The organism is Intestinirhabdus alba (assembly GCF_009711095.1).
Classification (GTDB): Bacteria; Pseudomonadota; Gammaproteobacteria; order Enterobacterales; family Enterobacteriaceae; genus Intestinirhabdus; species Intestinirhabdus alba.
Window position 1 is genome coordinate 1 of the sequence record NZ_WMJZ01000078.1, and the last position, 4,478, is coordinate 4,478.

The 4,478-nt window shown below is 53.6% G+C and carries 3 protein-coding genes and 1 pseudogene; all 4 read right to left on the reverse strand.

The genetic code is table 11. The features are described 5' to 3' along the window. Nucleotides 1-384: pseudogene (locus tag GJV78_RS22310) on the reverse strand (DUF6708 domain-containing protein); the annotation flags it as partial. Between the two features lie 6 nt (nucleotides 385-390). Beyond that, nucleotides 391-903 (reverse strand): DUF6708 domain-containing protein, encoded by a 513-nt coding sequence (locus GJV78_RS23870; RefSeq protein WP_230979221.1) that lies wholly within the window; start codon nucleotides 901-903, stop codon nucleotides 391-393. 297 nt (nucleotides 904-1,200) lie between these two features. Beyond that, on the reverse strand, nucleotides 1,201-1,857 hold the full coding sequence (locus tag GJV78_RS22320; RefSeq protein ID WP_230979222.1) for a DUF6708 domain-containing protein: 657 nt from the start codon (nucleotides 1,855-1,857) through the stop codon (nucleotides 1,201-1,203). 207 nt (nucleotides 1,858-2,064) lie between these two features. Next, the coding region (locus GJV78_RS23140; RefSeq protein ID WP_167519713.1) for a hypothetical protein at nucleotides 2,065-4,478 on the reverse strand (2,414 nt) is incomplete at its 5' end.

The following is a 4,478-nucleotide window of genomic DNA, read 5'->3' on the forward strand; positions in this document are numbered from 1 at the left end:
GCGGTTAAAGCGCAAGGGCGCGCCGCGGGGTTCGAATAAAATAATTCTGAACCAGAAAACGACAAAGGATAATGATAAAATAAATTCTGCTATCCCAATAAACACATTAAAAATAATGGATGGAATCAAAAGAAAATAGCAATAACCAAAAAAACAAAAAAGCAAAACAATATTGATAAACCATAATCCAGACCACCCATGATTTACATAACGTGGGATCTCCATCCAGATATCATTTATCTCATTCACATAAAGCAGCTGCGGCGGCGTTCTTAACTCATCCGCTGAATCCGGTAAGTCCTCATCCCAGCCTTTGACCGGCGGAATTAACCGGGGGCGAACCGGCTGGCGGAGATGCTGAAGACGCCTTTTAATTTTTCCCATAAGGCTTCACTCCTGTTCCGCGCCGGACGCCGCGCCCGGTTGACAATCCGGCGCCGTGCGTGATTCCCGGTCAATCTCTTCCGGCCAGCGGACGGTGTTAAACGGCGTCCAGCTGCGGGGACGCTCCGTCCACAGCGGATTTATGGGTACGGGTTTGCCCTCCATATAGTGACAGCAGTGACTCCACAGGCCGTAAGCCTGAAAAATACTCCCCACCGTCCAGGTCAGAATAAACCGGTCCACCACTTCAAACGTTCCCGGCTTACAGACCGCGCAGTATATACGGTGCCCCCAGTCGGCGTGGCCCGCCATCAGCACCCGTTCTGCATGAATATCCGCCCAGTCAAACACCTTGACCTTCACCGGCCAGCGCTTCCAGGGCCAGATACCGCGCTGATATTCATAGGCGTAGACTTTCTGGCGCTTGCGGTTAAAGCGTATGGGCGCGCCACGGGGTTCGAATAAAATAATCCTGAACCAGAAAAGAACGAAGGAAAATAATATAAAAAACTCCAACACCCCAACAAACCCATTAAAAATAATGGATGGAATTAAAAGAAAAAAACAATACCACAAAAGACAAAATAATAAAATAATACTAATAAACCATAATCCTGACCATCCATGATTTACATAGCGCGGTATTTCCATCCAGATATCGTTTATTTCGTTCACATAAAGCAGCTGCGGCGGCGTTCTTAACTCATCCGCAGAATCCGGCAGGTCCTCAGCCCAGCCTTTGACCGGCGGAATTAACCGGGGGCGAACCGGCTGGCGGAGATGCTGAAGACGCCTTTTTATTTTTCCCATAAGGCTTCACTCCTGTTCCGCGCCGGACGCCGCACCCGGTTGACAATCCGGTGCCGTGCGCGATTCCCGGTCAATCTCTTCCGGCCAGCGGACGGTATTAAACGGCGTCCAGCTGCGGGGACGCTCCGTCCACAACGGATTTCTGGGAACGGGTTTGCCTTCCATATAGTGGCAGCAGTGACTCCATAATCCGTAAGCCTGAAATATACTCCCCACCGTCCACGTCAGAATAAACCGGTCCACCACTTCAAACGTCCCCGGTTTACAGACCGCGCAGTATATACGGTGCCCCCAGTCGGCGTGGCCCGCCATCTGTACCCGTTCTGCATGAATATCCGCCCAGTCAAACACCTTGACCTTCACCGGCCAGCGCTTCCAGGGCCAGATACCGCGCTGATATTCATAGGCGTAGACTTTCTGGCGCTTGCGGTTAAAGCGCAAGGGCGCGCCGCGGGGTTCGAATAAAACCATTCTGAACCAGAAAAGAACGAATAAAAAAAATAAGAAGAAAAGGGCGAAATAAAAAATGAACCCCGAAACTCCAGAAAGCATATCAGAAACGACATAGGGGGAAAAAATAAAATAGCAAAAGCAAAATAATGTAACGATGCTAACAAACCATAATCCAGACCATCCATGATTTACATAGCGTGGAATTTCCATCCAGATATCATTTATCTCATTCACATAAAGCAGCTGCGGCGGCGTTCTTAGCTCGTCCGCTGAATCCGGTAAGTCCTCATCCCAGCCTTTGNGCTCGTCCGCTGAATCCGGTAAGTCCTCATCCCAGCCTTTGACCGGCGGGATTAGCCGGGGGCGAACCGGCCGGCGGAGATGCTGAAGACGCCTTTTAATTTTGCCCATAATGCTTCAGTCCTGTTTCGCGTTAATCGTCAGACCCAGCTTATATTCCGGCTCCGCTTTATCCGGCCAGTATTCTGCCACCAGCGTAACCTCCGGCGTTCCGTTTTTCACCACCCAGACGCTGACCATAATACTCAGGGTTTGTGGCCCTTCAGCATTCTCATCCGCACCTGCCTCACCATCCACGCGCAGCTGGTATTTATAATATCCCTCCGGGCCGGTTAGCTGATAATGGTCATCGAGTCCGGGGGCGCTGTCTGACTGAGAGAACAGTTGTCTGTTATTACCCGTCAGAGTCAGTGACCAGCCGCCGCTGCCTTTCACCCAGCCCGGCATGCTGACCCGGAAGTCCACCCGGCAATAATCCTCTGACTGCACGGTCGGGTTGCCGGTAAAAATGTCCAGGGCTGAGGCAAAGGCCACGTCCGCCACCATACCGCTGCGGATAGCCCGGTACTCCACCACCGCCTCGGCCAGGTCATCCAGGCTGTCGGCGTTCCAGACCACACCGGTAAAATTGTGGTCGCGGAGACCAAAACAGGTGCGACGCAGCCACTTTTCAAACGCCGTCGTTCGCAGCTCGCTGGCCCTGTAAGCCAGCATAATACCGGCGATAATCAGTACCGCCGCCCATCCAACAGGTCCCAGAAAACGCGCGCTGGTAAAGGCAAAATTGCCTGCAAACCCATAGCCAGCCCCGATTCCTCCACCGACAAGAGCAGCCAAAGCTGATGCCGTATAATATCCACCGGCAGCGTAGTCTCCAGCGTTAAAGGATTTTAAAGCATGTATCCAGTTCCTGAACCCATCCACTATCGCCGCAATCCCTCCCAGCACCGCCCCAAATCTCACCGGTCCCGGCACCTGCTGCGCCTTACTCAGCACCACCCAGTTCTGTTTTATCATCAGTTTCCATGCAAACCCCGACAGCTCCGAAAATCCTTCAATAAACAACAGATTGCTGATGGAGATATCCGCAATCACATCCAGGTCGGTTCCCACCGAGGTGTGCAGGCGGTCGATAAGATCCGTCCAGTTCGCCATCTGCAGGGCCATTAACCCGGCCCCCATAATCAGACCCGCGCTGTCGCCGCTAATCAGACGCATTCCCCGTTCATTCCACGCCGCCAGCTGCGCATAGCTCGCCCTCACCACGGGTCCGGTCGTTCCTTTCCCTTGTAACGACAAATCGGAGATAAACAGCTCCTCAATATCGCCCAGCATTGCCGGGTTATTAAAGGGCGCTTTCGTCACATTGATACCGGGGAGCTTCGCCCGTATCTCCTCCAGCGTACCGGGGAGGCTTTGTTCTATTATAACGGGGGTGTCCAGCGCCTTACCCCGGATCCCCATCAGTTCATCCACCACCACCGCACTGCCGCCTCTGAGCCCCTCGATTCCGCTCTTCTCAAAGGTGATATTATTTTTCGCCAGCGCCTGGCGGAGCGCGGCGTCATATTTCAGCTTTCGTTTTAACTTCCTCAGCGTGGTCTGATACCGCACCATCACGATGGACTCCCCTGCCGTCAGCATCGCCGCCTGCGTCATGGCCAGATAGCCTTTCCGGGTTGCCGCATCCACCGCCCGCCCCAGGCGACTGACTGACGCTGACACCGCCAGTATTCTGGCAGCCCAGCCCTGTCTGAGGGCCTTTCCTTTCAGATACATGCCGAATTCATCAATGGTCGCCGCCGTTTTGAGGTTGCCAAAGACATTCGCGCCGCTGAATACGGCTCCCAGAAGGGAAGTGTTCATCCCGGTAAAACCCAGATACGCGGGAGAGTCCGGCTTTTTCAGCCATACAAGCCAGACATCTTCTGTTGCCTTACTCATTGCGCCGCCCTGAACGCACCCGGCAATAGTTTTCATCTGCGCATCCCAGCCCACCGCGCTGCTGTCCGGCGCATAATCATATGTGATTGTTTTCAGCCAGGACTCCGCCTGATACCAGGCCGCGAGGTCTTTATCTATGGTCTCAATTCGTTCCTGTGAGCTGGCTAATCTGTACTCAAACTGTTTCGCAAAAGCGGCCCTGGCCGGTTCGTCATAGCTTTTCAGCAGGCGCGCATACTGTTTCGCGAACGTCTCTGCCGCCGCTTCCTCTTTCGACATCGGCTTTGGCCCCTTCCCTCCAATAGCCGGGCCGTTGAACCCGACGCGGGGCTGGCTGACCGCCGCAATATCGGCCTTAATTTTATCGAGATACTGGATAACAGACTCTGAAATGATATGCCTGTGGAAAATAGCGGGTTGTTCAATATATAGCCGGGTGGCTTCCACAATCTGCAGCCGGCCGTTGTTCAGCTCCTGCACCACGCCCACTTCATCGTTTAACGCCAGCGCCGTTATCGGGCATCGATACTGTACGCCCAGTTGAGAAACCTTCAGCCCCAGGGCACTGGCACTTTCCTGTCGCGGAT